The 24,189-nt window shown below is 57.7% G+C and carries 28 protein-coding genes and 1 pseudogene; 20 read left to right on the top strand and 9 right to left on the bottom strand.

The features are described 5' to 3' along the window. The first annotated feature begins 42 nt into the window (after nt 1-42). Together AC2I9W_RS06370 and AC2I9W_RS06365 are read left to right on the top strand one after the other, a co-directional pair. Nucleotides 43-933, top strand: a complete 891-nt coding sequence (locus tag AC2I9W_RS06370; RefSeq protein WP_486409171.1) for an MOSC domain-containing protein — start codon at nt 43-45, stop codon at nt 931-933. 114 nt (nt 934-1,047) lie between these two features. Further along, on the top strand, nt 1,048-1,368 hold the full coding sequence (locus AC2I9W_RS06365; RefSeq protein WP_486409170.1) for a hypothetical protein: 321 nt from the start codon (nt 1,048-1,050) through the stop codon (nt 1,366-1,368). Between the two features lie 71 nt (nt 1,369-1,439). Here AC2I9W_RS06365 and AC2I9W_RS06360 read toward each other — a convergent pair whose 3' ends face one another. Beyond that, nucleotides 1,440-1,661, bottom strand: a complete 222-nt coding sequence (locus AC2I9W_RS06360) for a hypothetical protein (protein WP_486409169.1) — start codon at nt 1,659-1,661, stop codon at nt 1,440-1,442. On the opposite strand from AC2I9W_RS06360, the pseudogene AC2I9W_RS06355 reads away from it, so the two are divergent. Beyond that, a pseudogene (locus tag AC2I9W_RS06355) lies at nt 1,660-1,758 on the top strand (GTPase); the annotation flags it as partial. The gene AC2I9W_RS06360 and the pseudogene AC2I9W_RS06355 overlap by 2 nt on opposite strands. Before the next feature lie 524 nt (nt 1,759-2,282). Here AC2I9W_RS06355 and AC2I9W_RS06350 read toward each other — a convergent pair. Both AC2I9W_RS06350 and AC2I9W_RS06345 read right to left on the bottom strand, forming a co-directional pair. After that, on the bottom strand, nt 2,283-3,182 hold the full coding sequence (locus AC2I9W_RS06350; RefSeq protein ID WP_486409168.1) for a hypothetical protein: 900 nt from the start codon (nt 3,180-3,182) through the stop codon (nt 2,283-2,285). Between the two features lie 158 nt (nt 3,183-3,340). Continuing rightward, nucleotides 3,341-4,051 carry a recombinase family protein gene (locus tag AC2I9W_RS06345; RefSeq protein ID WP_486409167.1) on the bottom strand — a complete coding sequence of 237 codons (711 nt, stop codon included), beginning with the start codon at nt 4,049-4,051 and terminating at the stop codon, nt 3,341-3,343. Nucleotides 4,052-4,468: 417 nt separating this feature from the next. Here AC2I9W_RS06345 and AC2I9W_RS06340 point away from each other — a divergent pair, with 417 nt between their 5' ends. Continuing rightward, on the top strand, nt 4,469-5,122 hold the full coding sequence (locus AC2I9W_RS06340; RefSeq protein ID WP_486409166.1) for a recombinase family protein: 654 nt from the start codon (nt 4,469-4,471) through the stop codon (nt 5,120-5,122). Nucleotides 5,123-5,163: 41 nt separating this feature from the next. Here AC2I9W_RS06340 and AC2I9W_RS06335 read toward each other — a convergent pair whose 3' ends face one another. From AC2I9W_RS06335 to AC2I9W_RS06325, 3 genes are all read right to left on the bottom strand, one after another. Then, nucleotides 5,164-5,499 (bottom strand): hypothetical protein, encoded by a 336-nt coding sequence (locus AC2I9W_RS06335; protein WP_486409165.1) that lies wholly within the window; start codon nt 5,497-5,499, stop codon nt 5,164-5,166. A 288-nt stretch (nt 5,500-5,787) separates the two neighbouring features. Next, nucleotides 5,788-6,906 carry a tyrosine-type recombinase/integrase gene (locus AC2I9W_RS06330; RefSeq protein ID WP_486409164.1) on the bottom strand — a complete coding sequence of 373 codons (1,119 nt, stop codon included), beginning with the start codon at nt 6,904-6,906 and terminating at the stop codon, nt 5,788-5,790. Beyond that, nucleotides 6,848-7,075 (bottom strand): hypothetical protein, encoded by a 228-nt coding sequence (locus AC2I9W_RS06325; protein ID WP_486409163.1) that lies wholly within the window; start codon nt 7,073-7,075, stop codon nt 6,848-6,850. The genes AC2I9W_RS06330 and AC2I9W_RS06325 overlap by 59 nt, the downstream gene beginning before the upstream one ends. On the opposite strand from AC2I9W_RS06325, the gene ychF reads away from it, so the two are divergent. From ychF to AC2I9W_RS06300, 5 genes are all read left to right on the top strand, one after another. After that, nucleotides 7,074-8,168 carry a redox-regulated ATPase YchF gene (gene ychF, locus AC2I9W_RS06320; protein ID WP_486409162.1) on the top strand — a complete coding sequence of 365 codons (1,095 nt, stop codon included), beginning with the start codon at nt 7,074-7,076 and terminating at the stop codon, nt 8,166-8,168. The genes AC2I9W_RS06325 and ychF overlap by 2 nt on opposite strands. Before the next feature lie 13 nt (nt 8,169-8,181). Further along, nucleotides 8,182-9,120 (top strand): NUDIX hydrolase, encoded by a 939-nt coding sequence (locus AC2I9W_RS06315; protein WP_486409161.1) that lies wholly within the window; start codon nt 8,182-8,184, stop codon nt 9,118-9,120. A 148-nt stretch (nt 9,121-9,268) separates the two neighbouring features. After that, nucleotides 9,269-10,138, top strand: coding sequence for a carboxylating nicotinate-nucleotide diphosphorylase (gene nadC / locus AC2I9W_RS06310; RefSeq protein ID WP_486409160.1), 870 nt, complete (start codon nt 9,269-9,271; stop codon nt 10,136-10,138). Nucleotides 10,139-10,266: 128 nt separating this feature from the next. Then, complete coding sequence (locus AC2I9W_RS06305; protein ID WP_486409159.1) at nt 10,267-11,262, top strand: tripartite tricarboxylate transporter substrate-binding protein; 996 nt, start codon at nt 10,267-10,269, stop codon at nt 11,260-11,262. Between the two features lie 239 nt (nt 11,263-11,501). Further along, entirely contained in the window at nt 11,502-12,194 is a 693-nt protein-coding gene (locus AC2I9W_RS06300) for a hypothetical protein (protein ID WP_486409158.1), read from the top strand. A gap of 7 nt (nt 12,195-12,201) precedes the next feature. On the opposite strand, the gene AC2I9W_RS06295 is transcribed toward AC2I9W_RS06300, so the two are convergent. Continuing rightward, entirely contained in the window at nt 12,202-12,723 is a 522-nt protein-coding gene (locus AC2I9W_RS06295) for a YqaA family protein (protein ID WP_486409157.1), read from the bottom strand. 159 nt (nt 12,724-12,882) lie between these two features. On the opposite strand from AC2I9W_RS06295, the gene AC2I9W_RS06290 reads away from it, so the two are divergent. The 8 genes from AC2I9W_RS06290 to AC2I9W_RS06255 all read left to right on the top strand — a co-directional run bounded on the left by AC2I9W_RS06290 (nt 12,883) and on the right by AC2I9W_RS06255 (nt 20,797). After that, the gene (locus tag AC2I9W_RS06290; protein ID WP_486409156.1) at nt 12,883-13,656 is read left to right on the top strand and encodes a M15 family metallopeptidase; all 774 of its coding nucleotides are present in this window, start codon (nt 12,883-12,885) and stop codon (nt 13,654-13,656) included. Nucleotides 13,657-13,812: 156 nt separating this feature from the next. Further along, complete coding sequence (dusB, locus tag AC2I9W_RS06285; protein WP_486409155.1) at nt 13,813-14,877, top strand: tRNA dihydrouridine synthase DusB; 1,065 nt, start codon at nt 13,813-13,815, stop codon at nt 14,875-14,877. Further along, nucleotides 14,874-15,107 carry a Fis family transcriptional regulator gene (locus AC2I9W_RS06280; RefSeq protein WP_158393409.1) on the top strand — a complete coding sequence of 78 codons (234 nt, stop codon included), beginning with the start codon at nt 14,874-14,876 and terminating at the stop codon, nt 15,105-15,107. The genes dusB and AC2I9W_RS06280 overlap by 4 nt, the downstream gene beginning before the upstream one ends. A gap of 88 nt (nt 15,108-15,195) precedes the next feature. Beyond that, a complete protein-coding gene (gene purH / locus AC2I9W_RS06275; RefSeq protein WP_486409154.1) occupies nt 15,196-16,782 on the top strand; it encodes a bifunctional phosphoribosylaminoimidazolecarboxamide formyltransferase/IMP cyclohydrolase in 1,587 nt (528 codons plus the stop codon). A gap of 176 nt (nt 16,783-16,958) precedes the next feature. Further along, complete coding sequence (locus tag AC2I9W_RS06270; RefSeq protein WP_486409153.1) at nt 16,959-17,420, top strand: c-type cytochrome; 462 nt, start codon at nt 16,959-16,961, stop codon at nt 17,418-17,420. A gap of 108 nt (nt 17,421-17,528) precedes the next feature. Beyond that, nucleotides 17,529-18,227 carry a phosphatase PAP2 family protein gene (locus AC2I9W_RS06265; RefSeq protein ID WP_486409152.1) on the top strand — a complete coding sequence of 233 codons (699 nt, stop codon included), beginning with the start codon at nt 17,529-17,531 and terminating at the stop codon, nt 18,225-18,227. A gap of 285 nt (nt 18,228-18,512) precedes the next feature. Continuing rightward, nucleotides 18,513-20,009, top strand: a complete 1,497-nt coding sequence (locus AC2I9W_RS06260) for an amino acid permease (protein WP_486409151.1) — start codon at nt 18,513-18,515, stop codon at nt 20,007-20,009. A 149-nt stretch (nt 20,010-20,158) separates the two neighbouring features. Next, the gene (locus AC2I9W_RS06255) at nt 20,159-20,797 is read left to right on the top strand and encodes a DNA-3-methyladenine glycosylase I (RefSeq protein WP_486409150.1); all 639 of its coding nucleotides are present in this window, start codon (nt 20,159-20,161) and stop codon (nt 20,795-20,797) included. Nucleotides 20,798-20,839: 42 nt separating this feature from the next. On the opposite strand, the gene hemL is transcribed toward AC2I9W_RS06255, so the two are convergent. Together hemL and thiD are read right to left on the bottom strand one after the other, a co-directional pair. Next, nucleotides 20,840-22,144, bottom strand: a complete 1,305-nt coding sequence (gene hemL, locus AC2I9W_RS06250) for a glutamate-1-semialdehyde 2,1-aminomutase (protein WP_486409149.1) — start codon at nt 22,142-22,144, stop codon at nt 20,840-20,842. Next, nucleotides 22,128-23,096: a bifunctional hydroxymethylpyrimidine kinase/phosphomethylpyrimidine kinase gene (gene thiD, locus AC2I9W_RS06245; RefSeq protein ID WP_486409148.1), complete on the bottom strand. Its 969-nt coding sequence runs from the start codon at nt 23,094-23,096 to the stop codon at nt 22,128-22,130. The genes hemL and thiD overlap by 17 nt, the downstream gene beginning before the upstream one ends. Nucleotides 23,097-23,211: 115 nt before the next feature. On the opposite strand from thiD, the gene AC2I9W_RS06240 reads away from it, so the two are divergent. The 3 genes from AC2I9W_RS06240 to AC2I9W_RS06230 are packed head-to-tail and all read left to right on the top strand — an operon-like array spanning nt 23,212 to nt 24,182. After that, nucleotides 23,212-23,364 (top strand): rubredoxin, encoded by a 153-nt coding sequence (locus AC2I9W_RS06240; protein WP_486409147.1) that lies wholly within the window; start codon nt 23,212-23,214, stop codon nt 23,362-23,364. A gap of 51 nt (nt 23,365-23,415) precedes the next feature. Continuing rightward, on the top strand, nt 23,416-23,820 hold the full coding sequence (locus tag AC2I9W_RS06235) for a response regulator (RefSeq protein ID WP_158393393.1): 405 nt from the start codon (nt 23,416-23,418) through the stop codon (nt 23,818-23,820). Beyond that, nucleotides 23,820-24,182, top strand: a complete 363-nt coding sequence (locus tag AC2I9W_RS06230) for a response regulator (RefSeq protein ID WP_486409146.1) — start codon at nt 23,820-23,822, stop codon at nt 24,180-24,182. Before AC2I9W_RS06235 ends, AC2I9W_RS06230 begins: the two co-directional genes overlap by 1 nt. The last annotated feature ends 7 nt before the right edge of the window (nt 24,183-24,189 follow it).

Here is a 24,189-nt window from a genome sequence, read left to right as displayed (position 1 = left end):
TTGAGGCCAAAATGACCATAAATCCTAGATCAAAGGACAGCGATGACTGACTCTCTTTACGACGTGCAAGGGCAGATTGCCGAGCTGTGGATCTATCCCGTCAAATCCTGCGCCGGCATCGCCGTGCAGCAGACAAGGCTTTCGCGCCATGGCCTGCAGTGGGACAGGCACTGGATGGTGGTGGATGCCCGTGGCGATTTCTTGACCCAGCGCAGTCATCCGCGCATGGCGCTGATTCGCCCTGAGATCACAGATGATTCTCTGCTGCTGCATTTGCCTGGACAGGACAGTCTGCAGATTCCTTTGCTAGCGCAGGGTGAGCAGTGTCGTGCCAGGGTCTGGAAGGATACGGTGGCGGCCTGGGATCTGGGGGAGTGGGCCGAGCCTGCACGCCAGTGGCTGAGCCGGGCTTTGGGTGAGGACTGCCGGCTGGTGCGCTTTGATCCTGCCCAGCCGCGCCAAGCCAGTGAGCGCTGGGTAGGTGACAAGCAGGCCCCGGTGCACTTTGCCGATGGCTACCCTTTGCTGGTGCTCAGCCAGTCAGCGGTGGATGAACTCAATCAGCGGCTGAAGCAAGCCGGCGAGGCGGTGGTGGATGCGCGACGCTTCAGGGCGAATATCGTGCTTGATGGCCTGGAGCCGCATGATGAGGACAGGGTCGATCAATTGGATGTGCTGGAGTTACCGGGGCTGAGCCTGATCCCCTGCAAGCCTTGCACGCGCTGCCCCATTCCTGACATCGACCCGGATACCGCCGTGCCGGGTGTGGCGGTGGGGCAGGCCATGGGCCGCTACCGCCAGGATGCCCGTGTCGATGGTGCTCTCACTTTTGGCATGAATGCCATTGTTCAGGGGCTGGCACCTGATCCATCCGCTTTTGCCGAGCTGCGCTTAGGCCAGCATTTGGCGGGCAATCTGCGCTTTGGTGAATAGAGGCGCAGTTGTAAGACTTTGTCTCTCAGTTGCTTGAGGTGCGCATGTAATAGTACGGTGATACACGCAGTGTCCAATAAGGGGTACTGACAGCAGCATGACAGGGAGGACCTCATGGCTGATTTCCAAGTGGGAGATTTCGTCGTTATCACGGGCAACAGCGCTTTTGCAGGAAAGATTGCCCGTCTTGCGTCTCGCGCACCTGACAAAGACTTCCGGCTGCCAGACGGGCATGGCCATATTGCCTGTCAGGCTGGCGACTGGGTGCTGGAGTTTGCGCAGAAAGTGCCTGCACTGATGCGGGGCTGCCAGACGCCCTGCATGACCAAGTACCTGTGCAGCTCGCAGGCTCAGTTTCGTCGGCTGGAGCAGACAACCGGGCTGGACTTGCTGTTTGGCCCCATGAACGCTGACCTCTCTCAGGCCATGGCCTGATCGAGCATCTATCGCAGTTCTCTGCCCATTAGCCTTGATCCAGCCTGCCTTTGTGCAGGCTTTTTGCTGAGCTATGGAAACTGCGGCGCATTCTGCCCAAGATGAGCAGAGATTGCCGGGTCATTACAATCTGTGGCTTTGCGAGCCCAGATCGCATCACCTCTTTGCTCCAGCAGAGTGCGTCTGAGCCACCTCTTCAAAAGAACACCGAACACGCCCCAATGCGGATCGGGCACTTCCATCACGCAGGTGTGGTGCCAGGCAAGTGCATTGATATCAAAGGAAATTTCCATGAGCCTCAAATGCGGCATCGTGGGTCTGCCCAACGTGGGCAAGTCCACTCTTTTCAACGCGCTGACCAAGGCTGGCATCGCCGCCGAGAACTATCCCTTGTGATGGCGTTGTAAGGAAGTCCTTACATATCAATTGGATCCGATGGGTGGAAGCATCGGCCTCCTAAAAATCAGAACAAAGATGTGACTCAGCCGCAGAGTCTAAACACTTCCACAAAGTCCTGTCCGAGGCTTTAAATGGGCCGCTGTGAGGTTTTTCAACAGAGGGGTGGGTAGAGCTAGGCAAGGGCCTATGGCTTCGCCATAGACCCTTTAAGCCATTTGCCGTTCGAGCTTCTTTAGCCGAGGATAGGGGAGCGCAGCGACCCGCATCCGACAGTGACAATAGTCCTAACCGTGGACTAGAAATTTCCATACTTTTGAGAATTTTTTGGGGGAGCGGAGCTCCCCCAGCGCAGCCGCGAAGCGGCGAGCACTCCTAACCAAAAGTTTTAGAGATTTTTCGTTGTTATGTTATGTTGTTATGGCGGAGTTGTTTTTGTAAGACATTGATTTTAATGGTGAATTTTGAATGGTGTGCCCAAGAGTTGCCCTTCTCATACACCTGATTCATGCCAGAAACTACGTGCCGGTATTCTTCAGAAGAGTCTTCAACTGAGTCATAACTGTCTTCGGATCTTTTCTTGGCTCACCGAGCGCCATAGCCAGAAGTTCGCTGAGCATTCGGCCGCTTAGGGAAGGGCCGAGGACCATGTATAGCTTCCAAAGTGCTTGGTAAGTTGCACGATGTTTTTTTACTGAGGCGGAGCGCTTTTCCCATGCCGACAGCTTGCGCTCAAAGTTCGATTGTGGGGATGGTAGGCGCTGTTTTTCCCCCTTCATCGCCTCACTTAACCGGTGAATGCGCATCTTCATATCTGAGCTTTGCAGGGCAGCCAATTGGAACTGCTGAAAGTCTGTCAGCCGCAAGCACTCCAGAACACGGTTATCCCGTTTCCATTTTTTTGCCGCGAATTCATCGCAAAGAGCAAAGTCAAATGGTGAATGGAGGTCGAAGATGTCTGCAAACTCATCGTCTTTCTCATTGATGTTGACATCTTCGTTCTGACAATAGAGCCAATGGCAGTCGATGGTGATCTGATCGCGGTGAATTTGAAAAAAGATCGGGTCGTTGAGTTTCTTTCCCGTTTGAAGCTCTTTTCGAAAAGCTGGGGCTAATCGGCGATGCGCATTGAGCTCAAAAGAGCAGAACCTATAATGGCCGCGCGATGACTTGTAATCGCCCGTAGCTTTGATCTGTTTGCAGACCGCTTCATAGTTCTCTAGAGCTTCTTCGTATTCGAACAGCGGCTGGCGGTTGGCATGATGCTCACTGATTAGATCGGTGATCGACTCCGCACCTGACATATCAAACTGTGTGCCGTCAGCCAAGGTAAGGTCAATCTCAAAATCTTCACTGATCGCATCGAGTTCGGAAGATGTTTGGGGGCGGCTGTTTTGTTCGTATGGGGATTGATGCATGCTTGCGCTATCAATAGGTTGTGAATTCACTTAGTCGGATTGCCTGGTGGTCAGCAATACCGAAAAGTAAGGGTCACGCCCCAGTATAGAAAGTGCGCTACTTAGGTATTGCTGGAAAATGAATTGCCAATACCCAAGTCTCAATTGATAGTTGATGGCTATGAGTTGCGAGTGTTTAGCGAACTGACTCTAGTGAGTAAGCGCTGAACTTGATATAGCGACCACTGCCCACCGCGCGGAGTTTTGATGCCAAGCTGGTTCAGCTCCATGGCTATAGCGCGCTGCGACAGTCCGCGATCTTGCATGGAGTGCATGGTGTAGCGCAGCCGCTCAGCAAAGGCGTCAGCAGCCTTCTGGCGCTCTTCAATATTGGGGCGTAGGTTGTCTATGCCCTTGCTTCCTAGAACGCGGCCACGTGCCTTTGCTGCCGCTAGCGCAGCCTTGGTGCGCTCACTGATACGGCGCGCCTCAAACTCCGCGAAGTTCGCCATGCTGACCAGCACCATGCGACCCTCGGCCGTTGATGGATTGACGTCCGGCAGATCAGCGAATGCGATGCTGACTTTGCAGGTGTCGATCACTTCCAAAAAGAACCGCACGTCGCGCGCCAGTCGGTCGAGCTTGCCGATGACCAGTGTGCAGCGATGCTTGCGGCAAAAGGCTAGCGCCTTCTCAAGCTCTGGTCGCCCCTTCATGCCTTTGCGGCCACTCTCAACTTCCTTGAACTCTTGCACCAAGGTGCCTCCATGCTCTTTGGCATACCGCGCTACGGCTGTCTGTTGGGCTTCAAGGCCTAGACCGCTGTGACCTTGCTTTTGTGTGCTGACGCGGAGGTAGCTGACGTATGGAGTGTTGCGTTCCTGTTGCATGACCAAATCTCAAGACGACCGTTTAATACTTTGTCAGATGCAGTATAGGAAGGAGTCGGCTTAAAAATGGCTGGTTCAGTGAAAAATTCTTTGTTTTTTGTGAATGCTCACTTTTTTGAGTGTTGTTTTCAATAGGGGTAATGGATTGAGAGGAGATGAACTTAATTTGACGCCTATGAGATGCGTATGAGATGCAACAGATTTCGCGTGTTTTTGTTGCATCGGAGTGAAGTCCTAGAAAACGAGGAAAAGCGGCTATGTGATGCATTCACAAAAATCCGCTGTCCTCAGAATGTCTTATATGTCACTCGTTTTTTGGGCATGCCTCAAACGAACCGTTGCTTCTTGGTTCCAATTGCTGACGCTGATGACCTAAAACGAACCTGTTCAAGCAAACCATCTATAACGAACCAAAGCATGTTTGTCCGCGCCTATCTCCGAGCCTCAACCCAAGAACAAGATGCAAGCCGCGCCCGTGCAGCCCTGGAGACCTTTGCTGCTGAGCGCGGCTTGGCAGTGGCTGCGTGGTATATCGAGAATGATTCAGGAGCCAGCCTGAAGCGTCCGGAGCTGTTTCGGCTGTTGAGTGACTGCAAGCCTGGAGACGTGCTGCTGATTGAGCAGGTTGACCGCCTGTCGCGGTTGAATGATGCGGACTGGGAGGCGCTGAAGAGAGAGATTGGCGCGCGCGGCGTGCGTATCGTGGCGCTAGACCTGCCCACGTCCTGGCAGAGCATCACCACCACGGACGAAACCACGGCACGCATACTGGCCGCAGTGAATGGAATGCTGCTGGATATGTTGGCCGCGATTGCACGCAAAGACTACACAGACCGCCGCCGCCGTCAGGCTGAGGGAATCGCCAAGGCAAAAAACGAAGGAGCCTACAAGGGCCGTAGGGAGGATATCCAGCGCAATACTGCCATTGTGTCTATGTTGTCTAAAGGCATGACGTGGAGCGAAATTCAGGCAGCTACAGGATGCAGTCGTAGCACCCTGAGTAGGCTGCGTGAGCGAGCGCAAACTAAAGAAATAGACTCTCCACATGTAAGACGTGGAGTGAACAGTTGAGCAGTTAAGAAAGAGAGCCGTTAAAGAAGCGGCTCTCTTTGTTAACGATATGCTTCACAGAGAGCTGTGATCTGTTGCCGTATTCTGGCAGGAGTCTCATACCGACCGTCTGTATAGACATATTTCAAGAAAAGTATCGATTGGTCAAAGTCGTTTTGATCAATCTTCCCCGCCCTGCGCAACTGCAAAAAACCGGCATAAACATCTTCGTATGGCTTTCCATTATCACGTGTTTCAGCCATCTTGAATCCAAGTAGGCCCACTGATTTACATGGAGCTGCCTCTGCGAAGCTTGTGGCAGGAATCGCCGCTATAACAAGCCCAAGCGCAATTGCTCCCTGAAATGCAAGTAGCTTCTTACCTAGACTTAATTTCATGGTTGCTATCATTAATTTTAAAAATATGTTTGTAACATAATTTTTTGTTACTAATTCTCTGCTCGCTGAGTTTCTGTAGGCAGGAAATTTGATCAAATTAAGGACATGCATCATGGCCGATCGGATGGGCTGCGCATAATTGTCGAGATTGATGAGGAGCAGCCGGCCTTTGTTCCAAAGGCATGTGACACAAGCCCTAGGCATTCGTTTAGGATTCGCCCTGTCACAGATGCTGTCAGAGTGGCGCAAAAGTGTGTGCCACCTCCCTTCATCCGCTCCACGGCCTCTCTAGTTTGCTGATTGCACAGCAGTCTGAATTCTCACTAGTTCTGCCGAAACCTCTGCTAGCTCCACAGCAACATAGTGGCGGTTGAGCGTATCTGACTTGGGCGGTGTGTGGTTGAGGATTCGACGTAGCACTGCATCCGGCATGTCTTGTGCTTTGCCGATGGATGCATGTAGCTTCCGAAGATCATGCAGCATGAATTTAGGTGCTCCGGCACGCATAGCCATTTCAGCAAGGTGCTCCACGCTGACACCCTTGAAAAGCTTTTGTGGCGCAGCTAGACCCTCGCAGCGGCGGCGCAAGATGCTCTCCATCAGTGGAGTGATAGGGAGGCTATGAGGCTTGCCGTTCTTGGTCATAGGTATCGTGATCAGCCCCTTCTCAAAATCAATCTGATCACGGGTCAGCCCCGCACATTCACTACGCCGCAGGCCGGTATAGAGCAGTAGCATCAAGCAATCCCGCTGCGGCTCTGGCAGGGTATCTACGGCACGCTTCCACGCAGGTAGGTCGCTGATCTCAAGCGTCCGCGGCCTTGGCTTGGCACGCTCAGGCATCAGCCCAGCAGCGGCCAGCTTGGTGAATGGAGTAGCCAAGTCCAAGCCATGCACCGCATTCACATACTTAATAACCGCGCCCATAACACCACGGCCAAGCTCCACCAGCGCAGCACCCTTGGTCTGTGCGAACTGGTGGCAGTGCTCGGCAAAGCTGCGGTGGCGCAGGTCGTCCACAGGCCGGTGCAGCCACTCTGCGAAGTGCGTTCGGAAGAACGAGTCATAGCGCTTGCGGCTGGCCTCTTTAAGCTTCTTGGCCGCACAGTAAGCCGGTAGCACTTCTGCAAGCGTAGGAAGGGCTTTAAACGCTTTTTCAGGGCGTTCAGGCATTACCCCGCGTCGGCAGTCTCTGAGCAGCGCCATGGCCCGATCACGGGCCTCCTCAACACTTATCAGCGGCCAGCGCCCCAAGGTGCAGCGGAACTGCTTACCGCGCACGCTGGTAGCCACTTGGAAGGTCTTGGTCCGAGCGCCGACCCGCACACAGAACCCACAAAGCACACGGTCACGCAGGATCACCCCGCACGGCAATCTGCCCCGCGCCAGCAGAGATTCGCTGATCATTACAATCGGCATAGTTTTTCGTGACAAAACGAGCACAAAACTCTGCCCATGCAGAGCGCTTGTTGTCACATCTCTTCAGAACACCGAACACGCCCCAATGCGGATCGGGCACTTCCATCACGCAGGTGTGGTGCCAGGCAAGTGCATTGATATCAAAGGAAATTTCCATGAGCCTCAAATGCGGCATCGTGGGTCTGCCCAACGTGGGCAAGTCCACTCTTTTCAACGCGCTGACCAAGGCTGGCATCGCCGCCGAGAACTATCCCTTCTGCACGATCGAGCCCAATACCGGCGTGGTGGAAGTGCCCGATCCTCGTCTGGATCAGCTCTCCGAAATCGTCAAGCCCGAGCGCGTGGTTCCTGCCATCGTGGAATTTGTGGACATCGCCGGTCTGGTGGCAGGCGCTTCCAAGGGGGAAGGTCTGGGCAATCAGTTTCTGGCCCACATCCGTGAAACCGACGCCATCGTCAACGTGGTGCGCTGCTTTGAAGACCCCAACGTGATCCACGTGGCCAACAAGGTGGACCCGATTGCCGATATCGAAGTCATCCAGACCGAGCTGTGCCTGGCTGACCTGGCGACTGTGGATAAGGCCCTCAATCGCTATAGCAAGGCCGCCAAGTCCGGAAACGACAAGGAAGCCGCCAAGCTGGTGTCCTTGCTGACGCCTATTCAGGAAGCGCTGAACCAGGGCAAGCCCGCACGCATCGTGCCTGTGTCCAAGGAAGACGCCCCTTTGCTCAAGCCTTTCTGCCTGATCACAGCCAAGCCCGCCATGTTTGTGGGCAACGTGTCGGAAGACGGTTTCGAGAACAACCCTTTGCTGGACCAGCTCAAGGCCTATGCTGAAGCCCAGGGTGCCCCTGTGGTGGCCATCTGCGCCAAGATCGAAGCTGAAATGTCCGAAATGGACGACGAAGACCGCGATATGTTCCTGCAGGAGCTGGGTCTGGAAGAGCCGGGCCTGAATCGCCTGATCCGCGCCGGCTTCAAGCTGCTGGGTCTGCAGACCTACTTCACCGCAGGTGTGAAGGAAGTGCGTGCCTGGACCGTGCGTGTGGGCGCTACGGCACCTCAGGCCGCAGGCGTGATTCACGGTGACTTTGAGCGTGGCTTTATCCGTGCGCAGACCATCGCCTTCGAGGACTACATCGAATACAAGGGCGAACAAGGTGCCAAGGACGCAGGCAAGATGCGCGCTGAAGGCAAGGAATACATCGTCAAGGATGGCGATGTACTGAACTTCCTGTTCAACGTCTAAGGACAGCCAGCCGTTGAGCGATACCGAGCAGCATTCCGTACAGGCGGATCTGGTGGCAGTGCTGGTTGCCGTCACCGGTGGTCAGCCCCGCATCCTGACTACCCGGTCGGGGCTGGCCCTGCCTGCCGGGCCGTTCACCAGCAACCACCGCTCGCTGCAGGCTAGCCTGAGGGCCTGGGTGGAGACGCAGACCCACCATCCGCTGGGCTTTGTCGAGCAGCTCTACACCTTTGCCGACCGTGATCGTTCGCAAGAGCTGGGCATGCGCGCCATCTCCATCAGCTATCTGGCGCTGACGCGTGAGCTGGATGAAGCGGGGCAAGCCCAGCCCGGCTGGCAGGACTGGTATCGCTACTTCCCTTGGGAGGACTGGCGCGATGGCATGCCTGCCGTGGTGCAGGAAAAGATTGGCCCCGCTTTGCATGACTGGAGCGAGTCTGCTTCAGATAGTGTAGCTAGAAGCGCTCGCTGGCAAAGGGCTTCAATGACTTTTGGCTTGGATGGCCATGAGTGGAATGAAGAGCTGGTATTGCAGCGTTACGAGTTGCTGTTCGAGGCCGGTTTTGTGGCTGAGTCCTGGCGTGACGGAGCGCCCGCACCTGTTGCGCAACTGCTACCAGGCATGGCCATGAGCAATGACCATCGCCGCATTCTGGCCACGGGAATGGCGCGGCTGCGGGCCAAGATCAAATATCGACCCGTGGTGTTTGAGTTGATGCCCGAGGAGTTTTCGCTGCTGCAGCTGCAACAGGCGGTTGAGGCCTTGGCAGGGCGCTGCTTGCACAAGCAGAACTTTCGCCGCCTGATCGAGCAACAGGCCCTGGTCGAGGAAACCGGGCAGATGACGGCCGCCGGTGCCGGCCGACCAGCCAAGCTGTTTCGCTTTCAGCGCAATGTGATGCTGGAGCGTGCCATTGCTGGCAACAAGCTGCCTCTGGCCAGAGGTCACTGAACTTTTCCACCCTTGCTTATCTGATGACCAGGTTGACGGTCCAGGGCTTGACCTGATTAATGCTCAGGTTTAGCATAAGTGCATCTAATCCATTACCACGCGATGCCTGAGACAAGCATCGCGTTTTTACACTATACAAATACTCAAAATGAGCATTAATAAAGCTGCTGCCTTGCCTGTTTCTCCCTTGCCCGATGTGATGCTGGAGCCGCTGGTGCGCATGGCCTTGCTGGAAGACCTGGGCCGTGCAGGTGACCTGACCACGGACACCATCGTGCCCGCAGATGCGCAGGATGAGCTGCGCTTGGTGGCACGCCAGGATGGCGTGCTGGCGGGGCTGGATCTGGCGCGATTGGCGTTCACGCTCATGGATGGGCAAATCCAGTTCGAAGCCAGTTGCAGCGATGGCACTTTGCTCAAGCCGGGCACGGAAATCGCTCGCATCCGTGGCAAAAGCCGCGCCATGCTCACGGCCGAGCGCACGGCTCTCAACTACCTCTGTCACCTCAGCGGTGTAGCCACGGCCACACATTCGATTGCAGAAGCCATCAAGCCTTTCGGCACGCGCGTGACCTGCACACGCAAGACCATGCCGGGCCTGCGCTCGCTGCAGAAATATGCGGTGCGTGTGGGCGGTGGCAGCAACCACCGCTTTGGTTTGGATGACGCCGTGCTCATCAAGGACAACCACATTGCGCTGGCGGGCGATCTGGCTACCGCTGTGGGGCGCGCGCGTGCCGGTGTCGGCCATATGGTCAAGATCGAGCTGGAAGTGGATACGTTGGCCCAGCTGGATCTGGCCTTGTCACTGGGCGTGGATGTGGTGCTGCTGGACAACATGAGCCTGGACGATCTGCGCGCCGCTGTGGGCATGTGCAAGGGCAGGGCGATTACTGAAGCATCGGGTCGGATTACGCCTGAGACTGCGCCGGCAGTGGCAGCCACTGGGGTCGATCAGATCGCCGTGGGCTGGCTCACGCACAGTGCCAAGGTGCTGGATATTGGCCTGGATGTATGAAAGCCCCCTGAGCCGCTGCGCGGCTTGCCCCGAGGGAGACGACAGCTTCGCTGCGCGGCGGCGCTTGCTTGCTGTCTCTGGGTTGGGTCGTGCTTCGTTTGAGATTTGCCGGTTAGAGGGAGGGTGTGATGTCATCGACATCTAAGCGTCGTGGGCTTGTCGTGTTGGCTGCGGCGGTTGTGGCAACGGCTTGTGCTGGCCTTTGGCAGGCCAGCACGGGCACTGCCGCTATGCGCTTTGAAAAGCCCATCACCATTGTTGTGACCTTTCCGCCGGGGGGCGGAACGGACTTGCTGGCGCGCAAGCTGGGGGCGGAGTTGCAGCAGCGCATTGGTCAGCCGGTGGTGGTGGAAAACCGCCCGGGGGCGAGTGGCAACATTGGTGCGCGTGAGGTGGCCCATGCCAGAGCAGATGGCAGTGTGCTGTTGATGGCCAACAGCTCTTTTTCGATCAATCCAGGGGTGTATCGGCATCTGGACTTTGATCCCCGCCATGACTTCAAGGCCGTCTTCAACGCAGGCACGATTGCTTCGGTATTGGTCGTTCCTGCGCAAAGCAGCATTCATCGCCTGAGCGATGCGCTGGAGAGCACTTCGGAGCAGGCTCCATTGGCTTTTGCCAGCTGCGGCAATGGCACGCCTCAGCATATGGCGGGTGAAATGCTGGCTCAGGCGCAACAGGTGCGTCTGCTGCACATCCCGTTCAAAGGCTGTGGGCCAGCTGTTACCGCGGTGGCCGCAGGTCAGGTGCCGTTTGGGGTGGTGACGGCCAGCAGTGCGGCTCCTTTGCTGGAGGCGGGGCGTGTGCGCGCCATAGCCATCACGGCTCCTCAGCGCATCGCACAGCTGCCCGAGGTGCCTACGGTGGCTGAACAAGGTGTCAAGACCTTTGCTGTAGAGCAATGGCATGGTCTGCTGGCACCTGCAGCTACCCCGGACCCGGTAGTTAAGCAGCTGCATGAAGTTCTGGCGCAGATTCAGCTTGATCCACAGATGCAGCAGTCGTTGAAGCAGCAGGGCTACACCTTGGTCCAGCAGTCACCTGCCCGGTTTGCTGAGGAGATCCTGAGCGATATGGACCGTTATGCAGTGGTGACCCGGAGTCTGGGCCTGAAGGTGGATTGAGGCTGCTGCCAGAGGGAAGCTTCACTGCCTGTCGATGAATCGCCCAGTGACTTCGGGCGATTTTTTTTGCTCATTTATTTATAGCTTAAGCGGCTTTTTATACAAGGGTTGAAGGTTTAAAAATCCTGAAATTGCCGGCCTGGAAAAGCTGTGTCAAAGTGCGGCGCTAAAGTCTTGCTCAGTGCCTTGCCGGCGTAGAGCGCCACCTCTGAAAAACGCACATAACAGGGAGGAAACCCATGTCATTTCACAAACTGCTGCTGGTGTCTGCCGCCGCCTTGAGCACAGTGGCGCATGCCGCACGCCCCATGAATACCGATGATGCGAGCATCGTTGATCCCAAAGCCTGCCAGCTGGAGAGCTGGGTCAAGCATCCCAAGGGGCACACCGAGTTCTGGGCCCAACCCGCCTGCAACTTCACGGGAAATCTGGAGCTCACCGTGGGTGGAGCCTTGAATCGCGAAGACGGCCGTACACGTGGCAGTGCACAGATGCTGCAGGGCAAGACTCTGTTCAAAACCCTGGAAAGCAATGGCTGGGGGTGGGGGCTGGCTGCAGGCATGTCACGTGATCCACGCCGTGAGGCGGGTGGAGGCCATGATATGTATGCCTATGTGCCTGTGAGTTGGTCTCTGGCCGATGACAAGGTGGTTCTGCACACCAATCTGGGGTGGCTGCGAGAGCAAGGCACGCGCAGTCACCATCTCACCTGGGGGCTGGGAAGCGAGACCCAGTTGCAGGAGCGTACCTGGCTGATTGCCGAGACCTATGGTCAGGGCTCGGGCAAGCCGTTCATGCAGGCCGGTGTGCGTTACTGGCTGGTGCCGGATCGCGTGCAGGTCGATGCCACCTACGGCAACCGTATGGGTGAAGGCAGCCAGCGCTGGTTCTCGCTGGGCTTGCGCTTGCTGACACCTTCGTTTCTGCCTTGAGAAGGACTCAGAAAAAGCGCTGAATGATCTGGTGCAGTCCGGCAGTCATCAAGGTGTAGCGCAGGAATTTTCCAATCGCCATGTAGGCCACGCAAGGCCAGAATGGCAGTCGCACCCAGCCTGCCACAGCGCAAAGGGGGTCGCCTACGATGGGCAGCCAGCTCAGCAAACAGGCCTTGGCACCATATTTGCGCAGCCAGTAGCGCGCGATGCGGTTCCAGCGCGACTTGTGATGCATGTTCTGCGGCACAGGCTCGCCATGCTGGCGCAGCTTCTTGGCCTGCCTCCAGGCTTGATTGGCGGCTAGGCCCATCCACCAGCTGATGGCGCCGCCCAACGTATTTCCGGCTGTGGCGACAAAGATCGCATGCCAGAACAGGTCGGGGTTGGCCGAGACCAGAGCTGCGACCATGGGCTCTGAGCCCAGAGGCAGCAAGGTTGCAGACACCAGAGCGACGACGAACACGGTACTCAGGCCCATTTCAGGCAGGGCCAGCCATTGCAGCAACTGATGTATCCAAGCTTCCATAGGGCGGCTAGTTTAGGCTGCTCGCTCAATTCCCTTGAAATTTGCAGTCGCTGGTCTGTCTAGATACTGCATGCTGTTGTATGGTTTCTTTTCCAAATGCATGTGCAGGTGTGTCTGGGTAACGTCAGATCAATGGGAGTAAGAATGGTTTTCAGGCCTGTGACAAAAAAAATGCGATGGGGGCAGGTGGTGGGGCTGGGCGTTGCCGTACTTTTGATAGCAGGGTGCGCCCAAGGAATAAAGACAGAATCCTCGCCAGACAAGAAAACCGGTCAGTCGCAGTCAGCTGATCTGGTGGCGCTGGCCACGCTGGCGCCGGGTATCAGGCAGGACATGCGCTATGCCGGTCGGCATAACTTCATGGGGCGGCCCGTGGCAGGGTACGAGGCGGGTGTCTGCTGGCTCAGCCGTACGGCGGCACAGTCCTTGGCTTCGGTTCAGCAGGAGCTGCAGGAAAAGGGGCTGAGTCTGAAGGTTTACGACTGCTATCGCCCTCAGACTGCAGTGAATGACTTTGTTCGTTGGAGCAAGGATATGGCTGACCAGAAGAACAAGGACATGTACTACCCGCGTGTGCCCAAGAACGAGCTGTTCAAGCGTGGCTATATTGCCGAGAAGTCCGGACACAGCCGTGCCAGTACAGCGGACTTGACGCTGATGGTGGTGGATGCCCAGCGCGCCAGCAAGTGGGTGCGAGGCCCGTTGGCCGACGGCATTGAGGTGGATATGGGTACTCCTTTCGACATGTTCGATGAGCAGTCGCACACCGACAACGCCAAACAGTCCCCGGATGTGCAGCACAACCGCCGCTGGCTGCGCACCCTCATGCAGCGCAATGGCTGGAAGAATCTGCCTGAAGAGTGGTGGCACTACACCTTGATTGCAGAGCCTTACCCCGATCAGTACTTCGATGTGCCGGTGCGCAAGAACTAGAGTGTTGTGCAACCGCCCTGGATAGTGATTTGCACTGCAGGGTAATGGTCAGGGCTTGAACTGCTGAAATTTTGGGCAGGTATAATCCATCCCTCTTTTCCTGCACCCGGTCAGTTTCAGGCATGCACAGCCTGCAGCGACCCCAGAACCCCTTTCATGCCCGCCCTGCACATTGGTCATATTCCATTGGCAAATCGTTTGTTTGTCGCTCCCATGGCGGGTGTGACGGACAGGCCGTTTCGCCAGTTGTGCAAGGCCCTGGGCGCGGGCTACGCGGTCAGCGAGATGGTGACATCGCGCAAAGACCTGTGGAACAGCCTCAAGACCAGCCGCCGCGCCAACCATGAAGGCGAGCCTGGCCCGATCTCGGTGCAGATTGCGGGCACCGATGGTCCCATGATGGCCGATGCGGCCATCTACAACATAGAGCGCGGCGCGCAGATCATCGACATCAACATGGGCTGCCCGGCCAAGAAGGTCTGCAACAAATGGGCGGGCTCCGCCCTGATGCAGAACGAGCCGCTGGCCGTGGAGATTGCCCGTGCTGTGGTCGAGGCTGCTCGCCCCTACAACGTGCCCGTCACGTTGAAGATGCGCACCGGCTGGTGCGATGCACACAAGAACGCTATCGCACTGGCCCGCCAGTTTGAAGACGTGGGCATTCAGATGCTGACGGTGCATGGCCGCACGCGTGAGCAGGGTTACAAAGGCTTTGCCGAGTACGACACGATTGCCGCCGTCAAGCAGGCGGTGAGCGTGCCCGTGGTGGCTAATGGCGATATCAACAGCCCTGAAAAAGCCCGCGATGTGCTGGCCTACACGGGGGCGGACGCCATCATGGTCGGTCGTGCAGCGCAAGGCAGGCCATGGATCTTTCGCGAAATCGCACATTTCTTGGCGACAGGCGAGCACATGGCGCCGCCGCTGGTGGCCGAGCTGCGCCGCCTGCTGCTTGAGCATCTGCAGGATCACTACAGCCTGTACGGCGAGGGAGTTGGCGTACGCAGCGCGCGCAAGCATATTGCGTGGTATCTGCGGGCCCTGCCGGGCGGGGAAGAATTCAGAAAACACATCAACACTATTGAGGACTGCGCGGTGCAATGGCAGGCCGTGGCCGATTATCTGGATGCCCTGGGGCAGCAGATGGAGCGGATCCCGGCAGTTGCGGCCGCTGCTGAAACCAGCAGCGAGTTGAAAGAACCCGTAGAAATGTCTGCATGAGCAATCAGAATTTAGAACAAGTCGTGCGCGATAGCCTGGAGGGCTACTTTCGCGATCTCGAGGGCGAGACACCGGCCAATGTCTATGACATGGTGATTCGCTTGGTCGAAAAGCCGCTGTTGGAGGTGGTGATGGGCCAGGCCGATAACAACCAGTCGCGCGCTGCCGAATGGCTGGGCCTGAACCGCAATACCTTGCGCAAGAAGCTGGTCGATCACCAGCTGCTCTGAACCGATAAAGCTACCGAATCCATAGCTGCAAGCGCTTGATAGATATGTGTTTGCAGCTTGTTTTTATCCAAACTTTGAATTGACGCCCATGAAAGCTCTGATCTCCGTCTCTGACAAGACCGGCATCGTTGAATTTGCGCAAGCCCTGCATGCCCTAGGCGTGCAGCTGCTGTCCACCGGTGGCACGGCCAAGCTGCTGGCCGACAAGGGCCTGCCCGTGACCGAAGTGGCCGAAGTCACCCAATTCCCCGAAATGCTGGATGGCCGCGTCAAGACCCTGCACCCCATGGTGCACGGCGGCCTGCTGGCCCGCCGCGATTTCCCCGAGCACATGGCGGCTCTCAAGGAGCATGGCATCGAGACCATCGACCTGCTGGTCGTGAACCTCTACCCCTTTGAAGCCACCGTGGCCAAGGCGGGCTGCACACTGGCTGACGCCATCGAGAACATCGACATCGGTGGCCCTGCCATGGTTCGCTCCGCCGCTAAGAACTGGAAAGACGTGGGCGTGGTCACCGCTGCCGATCAGTACGACGCCGTGCTGGCCGAGTTGAAGGCCAACGGCAAGCTGAGCAATAAACTGCGTTTTGAGCTGTCTGTGGCAGCCTTCAACCGCATCAGCCAGTACGACGGTGCCATCAGCAACTACCTGTCGAGCGTGAAGTTCGAAGAAGAAAAGCTGAGCGAAGAGTATGTGCCTGAGCGCGCTGCCTTCCCCGGTCAGTTCAACGAGCAGTACCTGAAGGTGCAAGACCTGCGCTACGGCGAAAACAGCCACCAGCAAGCCGCCTGGTACCGCGACGTGAATGTGGCCGATGGCTCGCTGGCCACCGGCGTGCAGCTGCAGGGCAAGGAACTGAGCTACAACAACATTGCCGATGCCGATGCCGCCTGGGAATGCGTCAAGAGCTTTGACGTGCCCGCCTGCGTCATCATCAAGCACGCCAACCCCTGTGGTGTGGCCGTGGGCGCTAACCCTTTCGAGGCTTATTCCAAGGCCTTCCAGACCGACCCCACCAGCGCGTTCGGCGGCATCATCGCCTTTAACCGCCCTGTGGACAAGGCCGCAGCCGAAGCCGTTTCCAAGCAGTTCGTGGAAGTGCTGATGGCCCCTGAATTCAGCGCCGAAGCGCTGGAAATTTTCAAGGCCAAGGTCAATGTGCGCCTGATGAAGATTGCGCTGCCCGCCAACTACGGCGCCGTGCGCAACGCGCTGGAAACCAAGCGCGTGGGCTCGGGCCTGCTGCTGCAATCGGCTGACAACCACGAACTGAAGCTGGAAGAGCTGAAGGTCGTGACCATCAAGCAACCTACTCAGGAAGAGCTGCAAGACCTGCTGTTTGCCTGGAAGGTGGCCAAGTTCGTCAAGTCCAACGCCATCGTCTTCTGCAAGAACGGCATGACCATGGGCGTGGGTGCTGGCCAGATGTCGCGTCTGGACTCGGCTCGCATCGCCTCCATCAAGGCCGAAGCAGCCAAGCTGTCGCTGCAAAACACCGTCGTGGCGTCGGATGCCTTCTTCCCCTTCCGCGATGGTCTGGACGTGGTGGTCGATGCAGGCGCAACCTGCGTGGCCCAGCCCGGCGGCTCCATGCGCGACCAGGAAGTGATCGATGCAGCGAATGAGCGTGGCGTGGCGATGGTGTTCACCGGCGTGCGCCATTTCAGGCACTAAAAACTCCCCCTGAGGCGCTACCGCGCCTTCCCCCTCTCTGCTTTTCGCGGAGGGGGACGACACCTTCGGTGCGCGGCGGCGCTTCCTCGGTGTCCCTGGCTTGGATCGCGCCAGTTTTTGCTCCGCGTTCTATGGCCAGCCTCTGCTGGCCATACTTTTTTGTGAATCTGCTTGCTATGACTGACCCTATCGACGATGAAGAAACCTACCCGGATCGGCCGCGCTGGATTGGCTGGCTGATTGGGCTGGTCATACTGGCCAGTGCGCTGGGGGTGGCCAATATCGGCTGGCGCATCATGCGAGTCAGCACGGCTGAAAAGGCAGCGGATGCGATGGTGGCATCTCAGCCCGAGCTGGCGCAGGCCCGCAAGCTGGTGGAGGGCGCTGACTGCATGCGTTGCCATGGGCTGGATCGCAAATTTGTGGGTCCGGGCTTTACCGAGATTGCGCAGAAGTACGCGAAGGAGGCCGATGCCCAGAGCTATCTGGCAGGCAAGATTCGCGGCGGCAGCGTTGGGGTGTGGGGTAATGTCATCATGCCTCGCCACCCACAGGTCAGCGAGGCGGATGCCTTGCAAATGGCGCGCTGGGTGATGTCGGCCAAGTCATTGGATACATCAGACACATCAGACAAGTAAGCTGCGAGAGATGCCCAAAGGCCCAAGGCTCAGTGCTTTGGGCCTTTGTCTTTGCTTTTTACCTTTCAGACTGCGGAGCAGTTTGCACGGCTATTTCATAATCCACGCATGACCAAGCCCGTGACCGCTGCTCCTCACCATCACAAAGCCCAGCCTCATTCCGCGCAAAAGCAGCGCGGCTTTGTGTTCTGGGCGGTCTGGGTGTTGATCGCTTCCTATGCGGTGTATCCCACGGCCAACTGGCTGGCCAGTCTGCGTGAGCAGCGCTATGACTTTCTCACACCCTGGGACGCCATGATTCCGCTGGTGCCGGAATTCATCTTTGTCTATTTCTCCTTTTTCCCCTTTCTGGTGCTGCCGCTGTGGCTGGTGCAGCAGCCCGTGCTGTCGGCGCTGGGCAAGCGCCAGATTGCAGGCACGCTGATCTGCGGGCTGGTCTTTGTGCTGTTCCCGGCCAATCTGGCATTCGAGCGCGTCATCCCCGATGTTGAGCCGTATCGCAGCATCTTCTCGGCCATGTTTTTTGTGGACAAGCCTCACAATCTGCTGCCCTCGCTGCACATCGTCTATACCGCGCTGACTTGCCTGGCCATCTGCCAGTGCCAGTGGCCCAAGGGCAGGGTGGGGCTGTGTCTTGGCATCGTGCTGTGGAGCGTGGCCATCTGCGCTTCCACCCTGCTGGTGCATCAGCACCATGTGCTGGATGTGGTCACAGCGCTGGTGCTGGTGGCGTTTCTTTGCGGGCTGATTCGCCCGGCACCCGCAGCGCAACCGCTGCCGCAGGCCCAAAGCCCCGATCGCGCATGACCCAGAGACGCGCTGGGATATTTTTGAATCCTGCTTGAGTGCTTGCTTACTTGCAGGAGTGCAGCGTCGATCAATAGGTGCACGCAGGCTTCGTGAATCGCGATGCTGGCTAGTCTTTTTTGATAAATCCGTGTGACCAGGTCCGCACAAAACATGCGGCTATGGCGGTGATGTTGCAGGGAATCTGCAAGCGCCGGGTGAAAACCCTAGGATGCATTTTTGACCAAAACAACGGGCCACCGCCGCTGCGCCACAAGCGCTGTGCGAAAGAGCCCGCGGATATGCATGCAGTGGCTGAAAACCAAAACCATTGAACAGGCGCTGGCCGATTCGGACGAGCCGGGCCGCCAGCTCCAGCGCACGCTGGGGATTTTCGATCTCATGATTCTGGGGCTGGCCGTTGCCGTAGGCGCAGGCATCTTCTCGGTGGGCGCGCGCGCGGCGGGTAGCTTTGCCGGGCCGGCGGTGATCTTCTCCTTCATCCTGGCCGCCGCCACCTGCGCGCTGGCCATCATGTGCTATGCGGAGTTTGCTTCTACCGTGCCCGTTACGGGCAGCGCTTATACCTATACCTATCTCACGCTGGGCGAGGGGCTGGCCTGGATCATTGGCTGGAATTTGCTGCTGGAGATGATCTCGGCCGCTGCCGTGCTGGCCAAATACTGGGGCATTTATCTAGCGGCGGTGTTTTCCACGGCGGGCATTGATATTGCGCAGGCCGTAGAAGTTGCTGGACTGCATCTGAACTGGGGGCCTTTCTTTATCGTGGCCGTGTTCACCGCCTTGCTGATTGCGGGCACGCAGATCTCGGCCCAGGTCAACAATGTGTTCACCATCATCAAGCTGGCGATCACCGTGTTTGTGATCGTGGTCGGCTTTACCTATATGAACACCGACAACTTCACGCCTTTTATCCCGGCAGCGCAGCCGCCGGTGGTGGCGCATGGTGTGACGGGTGATGCCTGGGGGCAACCCATGCTGGCCTGGCTGTTTGGGGCCGAGCCCAGCCAATACGGCTGGCTGGGTGTGATCTCGGGCGCATCGCTGGTGTTCTTTGCATTTCTGGGCTTTGACGTGGTGGCCACATCCGCAGAAGAAGTCAAAGACCCGCAGCGCACGCTGCCACGCGGCATTCTGGGTGGGCTGGCGCTGGTGACAGTGCTCTACATTTTGGTCACGCTGGCGCTGACCGGCATGGTGCCGTATACCGAGCTGGCCAAGGCGGAGAACCCGTCGCTTGCCACCGCCTTCATCGCCGTGGGCGCGGGGTGGGCGGCGCAGGTGATTTCGGTGGGCGTGCTGATCGGTATGACGACTGTGGTCATGGTGCTGCTGATGGGCAGCTCGCGCGTGCTGCTGGCCCTGTGCCGCGACGGCCTGCTGCCGCGCAGCTGGGGCGTGACATCGGCCAAGCGCAAGACGCCTGTGCGCCTGCAGCTGGCCGTGGGCGTGATCGTGGCCGTGCTGGCGGGCTTTACCAAGGTGGAGCTGCTCGAAGAGATGATCAACATCGGCACGCTGTCAGCCTTTGTGCTGGTCAGCATTGGCGTGGTGGTGCTGCGCAAAAAGCGCCAGGGTGTTGGAGCAGTTTCAAGCGCTGGTTACCGCGTGCCTTTTATGCCGGTGCTGCCTGTGCTCTCGGCCGTGCTCTGCTTTTATCTGATGCTCAACCTCACCACGCTGACCTGGCTGCGCTTTCTGGGCTGGATGGCGCTGGGGGCGGTGATTTACATGCTCTATGGCGTGCGCCATTCACGGCTGGCACAGGCTGATAAAAAGTGAGCTGCTAGCGCTTTATATACCTGGATTTCAATATGTTTCATGCCTGAAATCATTGGATTGAAAGCGCAGGCAGCTATCAAAAAAGCCCTGCAGCGAAGCCGCTGCAGGGCTTTTTCGTGGCGGTGATGGCATTGGTTAGAGTGCAACGTATGACTACTGAATCCCTTGAGACAACACAGACCCGCTCGCCCATAGAACCCGCCGCAGATGGCCTGCCACGCTGCCGCTGGTGCCTGGGCGCGCCGGAGTATGTGCACTATCACGACCACGAATGGGGCTTCCCGGTGGGCAGCGACCAACGGCTGTTTGAAAAACTGTGTCTGGAAGGCTTTCAGGCTGGCCTGAGCTGGTGGACGATTCTGAGCAAGCGCGAGAACTTTCGCGCCGCCTTCGCGAACTTCGATTTTGAAAAGGTGGCCCAGTTTGAGGAGGCCGATGTGCAGCGCCTGTTGCAGGATGCAGGCATTGTGCGCCACCGCGGCAAGATCGAAGCCGTGATCAACAACGCCCAGCGCGCTATCGAAATGGTGGAGGCAGAAGGGTCGCTGGCTGCTTTCTTCTGGCGCTATGCGCCTAAGCAGCCATCTACCGGCACCGACATCCAGGCGCAGACCACTGAGTCGCTGGTCTTGTCCAAAGAGCTGAAAAAGCGCGGCTGGAAGTTTGTTGGCCCCACCACCATGTATGCACTGATGCAGGCCATGGGTATGGTCAACGATCATGCGCCGGGCTGCACCACGCGTGCAGCGGTTGATAAAGCACGCAAGGCTTTTAAGCTGCCCCAATAAGAAACGCCCCGGCAGAGCGGGGCGTTTTGTCAGGTAGCGTGCTTACAGTGTTTTAAACACTTCACGAGCCGCTTCAATCGTGCGGTCGATATCCTCGTCGGTGTGGGCTGCGCTCACAAAACCTGCCTCGTACAGTGCAGGTGCAAAGTAGTGACCGCGCTCCAGCATGCCGTGGTAGAACTTGTTGAAGATCTTGCCGTCGGTCTTCATGACTTCGGCGTAGGTGGTGGGCAGCTCGGGCAGGAAATAGAAGCCAAACAGGCCGCCTTGCCAGTCCACACTGAAAGGAATGCCTGCGGCCTTGGCTTCAGACTTCAGGCCTTGCATCAGGTGGCCCGTCTTTAGGTGCAGATCGGCGTGGAAGCCGGGACGGCTGATCAGCTCCAGAGTCTTCAGGCCGCAGGCCGTGGCAATGGGGTTGCCCGACAGCGTACCGGCCTGATAGACAGGGCCCAGCGGCGAGAGCTTTTCCATGATCTCGCGGCGTGCGCCAAAGGCTGCCATGGGCATGCCGCCGCCGATGACCTTGCCCATGACGGTGATGTCGGGCGCAAAGCCTTCAATCTCCTTGGCGTAGACGCTTTGCGCGCCACCCAGGGCGACGCGGAAACCGGTCATCACCTCGTCGTAAATCATCAGCGCGCCGTGCTCCTTCGTCAGCTCGCGAATGCGGCGAGTGAAGTCCACGCTGGCGCGCACAAAGTTCATGTTGCCGGCAATCGGCTCCATGATCACGCAGGCGATCTCGCTGCCCATCTTGGCGAAGGCTTCTTCGAGCTGGGCAACGTCGTTGTACTCCAGCACCACGGTGTCCTTGGCTACATCGGCGGGCACACCGGCAGACGAAGACGCGCCAAAGGTGGCGAGGCCCGAGCCGGCCTTGACCAGCAGTGCGTCGGCATGGCCGTGGTAGCAGCCGTTGAACTTGATGATCTTGTTGCGGCCGGTGTAACCACGGGCCAGGCGCAGCGCGCTCATGCCGGCTTCGGTGCCGGAGCTGACCATGCGCACCATGTCCATGCTGGGCATGAGTTCGCGGATTTTTTCGGCCAGCACCACTTCACGTTCGGTGGGGGCGCCGTAGCTAAAGCCTTCGAGCACGGCAGCTTGCACAGCTTCGATCACTTCGGGGTGGCCGTGGCCCAGAATCATGGGTCCCCAGCTGCCGATATAGTCGGTGAACTGCTGATCGTTCTGGTCCCAGAAATAGGGGCCTTGGGCACGCTTCACAAAGCGGGGCGTGCCGCCCACTGCGGCAAAGGCGCGCACGGGAGAGTTCACGCCACCAGGAATCACGCCTTTGGCGCGTTCGAACAATGCAATATTCAAGTCAGTGTTTTGTGTCATGTGAGGGGATCACGAAGCCTTCAATCGGCTTGGGATCAGGTTCATCATCAGTGGATTCTTCGACCGGGTCGTCTTCGGACTCTTCTTCCTCGACGGGCTGAGCCCAGAAGAGGCGGTCAGGCAGATAGTGGCCCATGCCGGGGCGAAAGCCTGCATCCAGACTGTGATCCAGATATTCCAGCGCTTCCAGGGTTGCAGCGCCCAGGTCGTTGCCAGTGGCAAGCAGGGCTGTAATTGCAGCAGACAGCGTATCACCGGCCCCGGTGAAAGTGGCGTCAAACATCTCGTACTTGCTGTTGCCCAGTACAGACTGGGCAGTGGTCAGAACGTTGTCCACGAACTGGTCGGGCAGGGGGATGCCTGTGACCAGTACATAAGGCACTTCCAGTGCCTCGGCTGCCATGGCGATATCGCGGGCGCTCGGGGAGCGACTGCTTTCCCAGTCGGGCAGCAGCCAGCGCCATAGGGTGTTGTGGTTTCCAACCAACACAGATGTTTGAGGCAGAACAAGTTCCTTGAAGGCATCAAGGTACTGATCCTGCTTGTCGTCCTCCCACCAAGACAGGTCCGGCATGTAGCTGATGATGGGGATGTTGGGGTAGTCGGACGAAATAGTGGCGATTGAAGCGAGGTTGGCAGGGCTGCCTACAAAGCCCACCTTGATGGCGGTAACCGCAATGTCTTCCAGCACGGTGCGGGCTTGCTCGGTCACCGCTTCATCATCGAGCGAAAAGTGCTCGTAAATGCGGGCCGTGTCTCTGGCATAGGCGCCGCAGGTCACGGGCAGGGCATGACCGCCAATGGAGGAAATGGTGGCGATATCGGCCGACAGCCCGCTGGCTCCGCAGGGGTCACTGCTGTTGAAAGACAGCACGCAGACAGGCGCGGATTCTGTCGCTTCTTCCTGACTGGTTCGGCGTGGGGGAGTAGAGGAGATGGGGTTCAATGCCATGGCGCACCCCAGTTTGCACCCGGGAATGCAAGGGTGGGAGCCGGGGTTGTGACTAGATACAATCGTTGCATTCTATGTGATGCCCCTTTAAGCTGTGACTGACCCTAAGACTTGGATGTGTTTGACCTGTGGCTGGCTTTATGACGAATCCGAAGGCTGCCCTGAACACGGAATCGCCCCGAACACCCGCTGGGAAGATGTTCCTATGAACTGGACCTGTCCAGAGTGTGGTGCCCGCAAAGACGATTTTGAAATGGTGGAAATCTGAGTGCAAGAGACGCTCAATTCCATTGAAGAATGAATTTGGAGGAATTTCAACGTGACAGCATCTAGTGCGCCTTTGCGCATCCTGGTGGTGGATGACAGCAATACCATCCGCCGCAGCGCTGAAATCTTCCTCAAGCAAGGTGGGCATGAAGTTCTTCTGGCCGATGATGGCTTCGATGCACTTTCCAAGGTCAATGACTACCAGCCGCAGCTCATCTTCTGCGACATTCTGATGCCCAAGCTCGATGGTTATCAGACCTGCGCCATCATCAAGCGCAATGCACGTTTCGCGAACACACCTGTCGTGATGCTGTCATCGAAAGACGGTGTATTTGACAAGGCGCGTGGACGCATGGTGGGCTGTCAAGACTACCTGACCAAACCTTTTACCAAAGATCAACTGCTGCAGACTGTCCAACAGTTTGCGCTGCAGGCGGCAGATGTGGGAGCTGCATGATGACAATTCAAAAAGTACTAGTCATTGACGATTCCAAGACAGAACTGATGGTTCTGAGCGATATTTTGCAAAAGCAAGGCATGCAAGTGCGCACGGCAGAGAATGGCGAAGAGGCCATGCTGCGCCTGGCCGAAGACAAGCCTGATCTGATCTTGATGGACGTGGTCATGCCTGGGCAAAACGGCTTTCAGCTCACGCGAGCCATCTCGCGCGATCCACAGTATGCCGATGTACCCATCATCATGTGTACCAGCAAGAACCAAGAAACGGACCGGGTTTGGGGTATGCGCCAAGGTGCGCGTGGCTACATCACAAAGCCCGTGGATGCAGCCGAGCTGCAGGCCAAGATCGCAGCGCTGTAAAGGGCTG

The organism is Comamonas sp. FUJ_7, assembly GCF_057369555.1.
This window is presented reverse-complemented; position numbering and strand designations above follow the sequence as displayed.

Bases quoted from the DNA above. Each gene is read 5' to 3' on its own strand.
- ychF (WP_486409162.1), top strand. From the start codon at position 7,074: ATGAGCCTCAAATGCGGCATCGTGGGTCTGCCCAACGTGGGCAAGTCC.
- AC2I9W_RS06350 (WP_486409168.1), bottom strand. From the start codon at position 3,182: ATGCATCAATCCCCATACGAACAAAACAGCCGCCCCCAAACATCTTCC.
- AC2I9W_RS06295 (WP_486409157.1), bottom strand. From the start codon at position 12,723: ATGGAAGCTTGGATACATCAGTTGCTGCAATGGCTGGCCCTGCCTGAA.
- AC2I9W_RS06370 (WP_486409171.1), top strand. From the start codon at position 43: ATGACTGACTCTCTTTACGACGTGCAAGGGCAGATTGCCGAGCTGTGG.
- AC2I9W_RS06365 (WP_486409170.1), top strand. From the start codon at position 1,048: ATGGCTGATTTCCAAGTGGGAGATTTCGTCGTTATCACGGGCAACAGC.
- hemL (WP_486409149.1), bottom strand. From the start codon at position 22,144: ATGACACAAAACACTGACTTGAATATTGCATTGTTCGAACGCGCCAAA.
- AC2I9W_RS06240 (WP_486409147.1), top strand. From the start codon at position 23,212: ATGTGTTTGACCTGTGGCTGGCTTTATGACGAATCCGAAGGCTGCCCT.
- dusB (WP_486409155.1), top strand. From the start codon at position 13,813: ATGCCCGCCCTGCACATTGGTCATATTCCATTGGCAAATCGTTTGTTT.
- AC2I9W_RS06300 (WP_486409158.1), top strand. From the start codon at position 11,502: ATGTCATTTCACAAACTGCTGCTGGTGTCTGCCGCCGCCTTGAGCACA.
- purH (WP_486409154.1), top strand. From the start codon at position 15,196: ATGAAAGCTCTGATCTCCGTCTCTGACAAGACCGGCATCGTTGAATTT.
- nadC (WP_486409160.1), top strand. From the start codon at position 9,269: ATGAGCATTAATAAAGCTGCTGCCTTGCCTGTTTCTCCCTTGCCCGAT.
- AC2I9W_RS06360 (WP_486409169.1), bottom strand. From the start codon at position 1,661: ATGGAAATTTCCTTTGATATCAATGCACTTGCCTGGCACCACACCTGC.
- AC2I9W_RS06325 (WP_486409163.1), bottom strand. From the start codon at position 7,075: ATGGAAATTTCCTTTGATATCAATGCACTTGCCTGGCACCACACCTGC.
- AC2I9W_RS06340 (WP_486409166.1), top strand. From the start codon at position 4,469: ATGTTTGTCCGCGCCTATCTCCGAGCCTCAACCCAAGAACAAGATGCA.
- AC2I9W_RS06305 (WP_486409159.1), top strand. From the start codon at position 10,267: ATGTCATCGACATCTAAGCGTCGTGGGCTTGTCGTGTTGGCTGCGGCG.
- AC2I9W_RS06265 (WP_486409152.1), top strand. From the start codon at position 17,529: ATGACCAAGCCCGTGACCGCTGCTCCTCACCATCACAAAGCCCAGCCT.
- AC2I9W_RS06230 (WP_486409146.1), top strand. From the start codon at position 23,820: ATGACAATTCAAAAAGTACTAGTCATTGACGATTCCAAGACAGAACTG.
- thiD (WP_486409148.1), bottom strand. From the start codon at position 23,096: ATGGCATTGAACCCCATCTCCTCTACTCCCCCACGCCGAACCAGTCAG.
- AC2I9W_RS06345 (WP_486409167.1), bottom strand. From the start codon at position 4,051: ATGCAACAGGAACGCAACACTCCATACGTCAGCTACCTCCGCGTCAGC.
- AC2I9W_RS06270 (WP_486409153.1), top strand. From the start codon at position 16,959: ATGACTGACCCTATCGACGATGAAGAAACCTACCCGGATCGGCCGCGC.
- AC2I9W_RS06255 (WP_486409150.1), top strand. From the start codon at position 20,159: ATGACTACTGAATCCCTTGAGACAACACAGACCCGCTCGCCCATAGAA.
- AC2I9W_RS06330 (WP_486409164.1), bottom strand. From the start codon at position 6,906: ATGATCAGCGAATCTCTGCTGGCGCGGGGCAGATTGCCGTGCGGGGTG.
- AC2I9W_RS06280 (WP_158393409.1), top strand. From the start codon at position 14,874: ATGAGCAATCAGAATTTAGAACAAGTCGTGCGCGATAGCCTGGAGGGC.
- AC2I9W_RS06335 (WP_486409165.1), bottom strand. From the start codon at position 5,499: ATGAAATTAAGTCTAGGTAAGAAGCTACTTGCATTTCAGGGAGCAATT.
- AC2I9W_RS06260 (WP_486409151.1), top strand. From the start codon at position 18,513: ATGCAGTGGCTGAAAACCAAAACCATTGAACAGGCGCTGGCCGATTCG.